Annotated in this window: 3 protein-coding genes, 1 rRNA gene and 2 riboswitches; all 4 genes read left to right on the forward strand. The window is 39.2% G+C overall.

Going from position 1 to position 6,064, the window contains the following annotated elements:
- Window positions 1-6 precede the first annotated feature (6 nt).
- Window positions 7-2,187, forward strand: a complete 2,181-nt coding sequence (locus AC1FXP_RS21730) for a transglutaminase TgpA family protein (RefSeq protein WP_480064031.1) — start codon at window positions 7-9, stop codon at window positions 2,185-2,187.
- Between the two features lie 41 nt (window positions 2,188-2,228).
- Window positions 2,229-2,330, forward strand: a riboswitch (purine riboswitch).
- Window positions 2,331-2,436: 106 nt separating this feature from the next.
- The gene (guaA, locus tag AC1FXP_RS21735; protein WP_480064032.1) at window positions 2,437-3,978 is read left to right on the forward strand and encodes a glutamine-hydrolyzing GMP synthase; all 1,542 of its coding nucleotides are present in this window, start codon (window positions 2,437-2,439) and stop codon (window positions 3,976-3,978) included.
- A 93-nt stretch (window positions 3,979-4,071) separates the two neighbouring features.
- Window positions 4,072-4,173: riboswitch (purine riboswitch) on the forward strand.
- Between the two features lie 111 nt (window positions 4,174-4,284).
- Complete coding sequence (locus tag AC1FXP_RS21740; RefSeq protein WP_480064033.1) at window positions 4,285-5,586, forward strand: NCS2 family permease; 1,302 nt, start codon at window positions 4,285-4,287, stop codon at window positions 5,584-5,586.
- 381 nt (window positions 5,587-5,967) lie between these two features.
- Window positions 5,968-6,064, forward strand: a 16S ribosomal RNA gene (locus tag AC1FXP_RS21745); the annotation flags it as partial.

Here is a 6,064-nt window from a genome sequence, read left to right on the forward strand (position 1 = left end):
GGAGTCGTGCGTTTAGATCAAAAGCAAACCGAAACAGGAAGAGATTTCCTGTTATATGGATTAAGTTTCTTGCTGCTTATGGAATGGCTTTTACCACTCCCGCACATTACAGATACTGGGTATATTTTTGTTTTTGTGCTAGTTACAGCTGTTTTTTTCTTTATTACTTTTTTACAATTGCCTGTCATTGTCTCGATGGTGTTAAAGTCTTTAGTCGTCTTTTATGGACTTTACTTAGTTTTCATAGATGGACCGTTTCTATCATTTGAATGGTTCATTTATATTGTTTCTGACATCATGATAAATATTGAGCTTATGATGACGGGTGGTTGGTATGGACTGACCGACCTATTTCGGAGCTTCTTATTCTTTGTCTTGTTAGCAATTATGAGTTATCTTTTATTTTATTGGACAGTACATGCAAGAAGAGTGTTGTTTTTTCTAATTTTTACTGTTGTTTACGTTACTGTAATTGATACATTTACTATTTATGACGCCACATTTGCTATAATACGTACGTTTATTGTTGGTTTTCTATTACTAGGCTTGGTCACTATTTACCGGATGATTGAACAACAAACTGTCTATAAAGCACCTAAACTTTTGCCTGTTCGCCTTGCTATGTTACTTGTAATGCTCATTGGTGTAGGAGGATTATTAGGGGTGCTATCGCCCAAACCAGACCCGCAATGGGATGATCCTGTTCCATTTGTAAGAGCGGCTGTTGGAATGGGTGAAAATGGATCAGGGGAACTTGTTCAGCGAATTGGTTATGGAGATAATGATGAACGTTTAGGTGGTGGATTCATAGATGATGATACACCTGTATTTTATGCCTTCTCTACAAGAGAACATTATTGGAGAGGGGAAACGAAGGATTATTATACAGGGCGAGGTTGGGAAACGACCACCCCTGTAGAAAGAAAGAGTTTTTTATACAGTAATCGCGGTCGAGGAATAACTGAATATGAGACGTTGGAAGCAGAGATTATGTTAACTGAACACTCAAGCGGGTTTGATCATTTGTTTTACCCTGGGGAATTACAGCTGGGCAATCAGATTAGAGAATTTGAATTGTTCCAAGATGCCTATACAGGGAAAGCAAGTACGTATCGAGGTGCTCAGTCTATGAAACTTGAACATTATCAGTATGAGTACTTGTATCCTAGTTATCAAATTGAAGGACTGCGCCAAACGAGTAATCAAGACCCCGATGATATACGAGATTATTATACTCAGCTTCCTGATGACTTGCCTTCTCGGATAAGAGACCTTGCTCTAGAAATTACAGAAGGTGAAGAAAATCGTTATGACCGAGCAAAAGCGATTGAGTCGTACTTTGGGCGGAATGATTTTCAATATGAGACTCAAGACGTTTCTGTTCCGAGAGAGGGACAAGACTATGTTGATCAGTTTTTGTTTGAAACGATGAGAGGATACTGTGATAATTTTTCTACAGCCATGATTGTTATGTTACGAACAATCGATATTCCAGCGAGATGGGCAAAGGGATTTACCCAAGGTGAGCTCATTGGTACTGAAGATTCTCGAAATGTTTATCAAGTGACAAACGGAAACGCTCATTCATGGGTAGAAGTCTATTTCCCAGAAGTGGGTTGGGTACCGTTTGAACCAACGCGCGGATTTGATAACGTGTATGAGTTTAACGAGCCGGAAGTGGAGAGAGAGGAAACAGGAGAGGATTCAAGAGTAGAAGATGAGGAAGACGAAAACGAGCCGGAAGTGGAGGATGCATTTGCGGATCTTGAGGGGGATGATGAGCAATCATCTACCAGTGCTGGTTCTTCTCTAAATTGGACGATACCGGGTGGGCCTTGGATCTTAACTGGACTCATAGTTATAATGTTTTCATTTGTTCTTGCTAAAAATAAACGAATTGTCCAATACTATACGTTAACAAAGTTTGGTCGAAGAGACGATAAAGAGGCCTTTTTGCAAGCGTATGATCGCTTACTTTGGTTGTTGAAGTATGTTGGTTGGGAACGTGAAAACGGGGAGACGCTTAGAGAATACGCTACGCGAATGGATAAACTTTTTAACACAACAGAGATGATGAGTTTAACGATTGAATACGAACGGATTATGTATGGTGGTCAATCGATTGATGCTAGTTGGTCGAAACAAAAGCCGAATTGGCTTTCCTTTGTTCGGAAAATCGATTCTTGACCGTCTTAAAGCTCACTGATAAAATGAATCAGTGTTTAAAAAGTGTATAAAGAATCGACCTTCGTATATCCTTAGGAATATGGCCTAAGAGTCTCTACCGGATTACCGTGAAAAATCTGACTATGAAGGCAGAAAGAAGAACTAGAATTTCTGCCTTCCTTGTTCATGTTTATTCGGACAAGTAGGTGAATTCTAGTTCTCTTTTTGTAATGGGATGTACGAATGAAATCATAAAAAGGGTGGGAAAGCATGACTGAATTAAACCAAGAAATGATTGTTGTACTAGACTTTGGTGGACAATACAATCAATTAATTGCAAGGCGTATTCGTGATCTAGGTGTGTATAGTGAATTGCACTCTAATAAGTTAACAGCAGAAGAAATTAAAAAAATGAACCCAACAGGAATTATTTTCTCCGGTGGACCTAATAGTGCGTATGTAGAGGGAGCACCTAAGTGTGATCCGGCTATTTATGATCTAGGTATTCCTATTTTAGGGATCTGTTATGGAATGCAGTTAATGACTCAACACTTCGGTGGGAAAGTTGATGCAGCTGATCATCGTGAATACGGAAAAGCGACGATTAAAGTTGAAAACCAATCAAAAATCTTCAAAGGATTACCGATTGAACAATCTACTTGGATGAGTCATGGAGATTTAATTACTGCCCCTCCAGAAGGGTTTGTTGTTGATGCATATAACCCTTCTACTCCAGTAGCAGCAATGAGTAATGAGGCGCAAAGCCTATATGGCGTTCAATTTCACCCGGAAGTTCGTCATTCTGAATTCGGAAATGATATGCTGAAAAACTTTGCTTTTGAAGTGTGCGGATGTACAGGCGACTGGTCAATGGAGAACTTTGTTGAAGTAGAAATGGAGAAAATTCGCGAGCAAGTAGGAGATAAGCAAGTTCTTTGTGCTTTGAGTGGTGGTGTTGATTCTTCTGTTGTTGCTGTCTTAATCCATAAAGCGATTGGCGATCAGTTAACTTGTATGTTTATCGATCACGGACTTCTTCGAAAGGATGAAGCAGAAAGTGTTATGAAAACGTTCAGCGAAGGCTTTAACATGAAAGTCATTAAAATTGATGCACAAGAACGTTTCTTAGGTAAATTAGAAGGAGTCTCAGACCCTGAACAAAAGCGTAAAATCATTGGAAATGAATTTATTTATGTGTTTGATGAAGAAGCTACAAAGCTAAAGGATATGGATTTCCTAGCTCAAGGTACTCTTTATACTGACATTATTGAAAGTGGCACAGACACTGCGCAAACAATCAAGTCTCATCATAATGTAGGTGGGCTTCCTGAAGATATGCGTTTTGAATTAATTGAGCCTCTTAATACATTGTTTAAGGATGAAGTTCGTAAACTTGGAACAGAGCTTGGGATCCCTGATGAGATTGTATGGCGTCAACCATTCCCGGGACCAGGTTTGGGTATTCGCGTACTGGGAGAGATTACAGAAGAGAAATTAGAGATTGTTCGAGAATCGGATGCGATTTTACGTGAAGAAATTAAAAAAGCTGGTTTGGATCGCGAAATTTGGCAGTATTTCACGGCGCTTCCAAACATGCGTAGTGTAGGAGTTATGGGAGATGCTCGTACGTATGACTATACTGTTGGTATCCGAGCGGTTACGTCCATTGATGGGATGACATCAGACTGGGCACGTATTCCTTGGGATGTACTTGAAATCATCTCAACAAGAATCGTAAATGAGGTCAAGCACGTAAACCGTGTTGTTTATGACGTAACATCGAAACCACCAGCAACGATCGAGTGGGAATAATCAGAAAAAGCCGAATGATTTGATAAAAAAAACAAAAAAGGTTCGTGTTTTCATTGACAAAGGATAGAGTGGTTGATACAATTCTTTAGGTGCGCAAGAATTGTATAGTCTTTTCGTATAATTGCAGGGATATGGCCTGCGAGTCTCTACCAAGCTTCCGTAAAGAGCTTGACTACGAAAAATCAATCTACCCCTTGTTGTTTAAGGATATGAACGATTTTTTGTTAGTTAAGCTTCCAATCGTGATGTATTGGAAGCTTTTTTCTGTTTATATTACGAGTAAGACGAAAAAATGGAGGAACACAAATGGAACGTTATTTTGGTTTTAAAGAGCACGGAACATCGTATAGAAAAGAGTCAGTTGCTGGTTTAACAACATTTTTATCGATGGCATACATTTTATTTGTTAATCCAATGATCTTAGCTGATGCGGGAATGGATATTGGTGCTGTTTTCACAGCGACGGCATTAGCTGCTGCAATTGGAACGTTAATTATGGGGATAGTAGCAAATTATCCGATTGCTCTTGCTCCTGGAATGGGGTTAAATGCTTTTTTTGCTTATTCGGTTGTCCTTGGGTTAGGGATAGACTGGCAAGTTGCTTTGTTTGGTGTTTTTCTTTCTGGTATTATTTTTATTTTAATTACGGTATTTAAAATTCGTGAAGTGATTATTAATGCCATTCCTGCTGAGTTGAAGTATGCAGCAGCAGCTGGTATAGGTTTGTTTATTGCTTTTATTGGTTTGAAAGGAGCCGGGATTGTTGTTCCTTATGAAGCGACTGCAGTGACGCTAGGGAATTTACTTGCTCCACCAACTTTGTTAGCTGTTTTTGGTGTTGTAATTACGGTAGTTTTTATGGTTCGTGGTATTAATGGTGGAATCTTTTATGGAATGGTTATAACTTCTATAGCTGGTGTCATTACTGGTGTAATTGCTCCGCCCGAAGCGATTGTTGGATCTATTCCAAGTTTGGCGCCAACATTTGGTCAGGCATTTGCGATTGACTGGTCTACTGTTTTCACATGGCAGTTACTCGTAGTAGTGTTGACTTTCTTATTTGTTGATTTCTTTGATACAGCAGGAACTCTTTATGCTGTTGCGAACCAAGCAGGGTTTGTTAAAGATAATAAGCTGCCTCGTGCTGGTAAGGCGTTGCTTGCTGATTCAAGCACAACTTCTATTGGGGCGATCCTTGGAACGTCGACGACAACGGCTTACATTGAGTCAGCTTCAGGTGTAGCTGCTGGAGGGCGTACTGGGTTTACATCTGTAGTAACTGCAGGATTGTTCCTTATTGCGTTGTTCTTCTCTCCGCTATTGGCTGTTGTGACAGCTGAAGTAACATCTGCGGCGCTAATCATTGTTGGGATCTTAATGGCTTCTTCATTAGGATTAATTGATTGGAAGAGGTTTGAAATAGCTGTACCTGCTTTCGTAACGGTAATTGCTATGCCTCTAACGTATAGCATCGCAACAGGAATTGCGATGGGCTTCATCTTGTATCCAATTACGATGGTTGCTAAAGGGAAAGCAAAAGAGATTCATCCGATAATGTATGTTCTCTTCTTTGTATTTCTTGCTTACTTTATTTTCTTGTCAAAATAAAACTTGTTAAATTAGAACAGCGCTCCTTTATTGGGGTGCTGTTTTGTTATGACTTTAAGATTAAAGTTTATAAAGGAGGGGGGCTTGAAGTTAAAATAATTTCAAAAAAGTATTGACTGATCTTTAATAAGGTGGTAAATTTAATCTCGTTGTCAAAACAGATTATCTTTTGTTGAAATAACAAGAAAAAATGTTGTTGACTTCTTCAGAAGTTGTTGTTATGATATTAAAGTCGCTAACAACGACAGATGAGTTCTTTGAAAACTGAACAAAAGCCAAGCGAAATAGAGATACATGATATCTCGTTAATTTTTCTCATCGTTTTAATAAAAACGATGAAGTATCGTTAGCGATACATTTTGAGCTAATCAGCTTACCATTTTTATGGAGAGTTTGATCCTGGCTCAGGACGAACGCTGGCGGCGTGCCTAATACATGCAAGTCGAGCGGACTGATTAAGAGCTTGCTCTTATGACGT

It is taken from the genome of Halalkalibacter sp. HAAS-P013 (assembly GCF_056619925.1).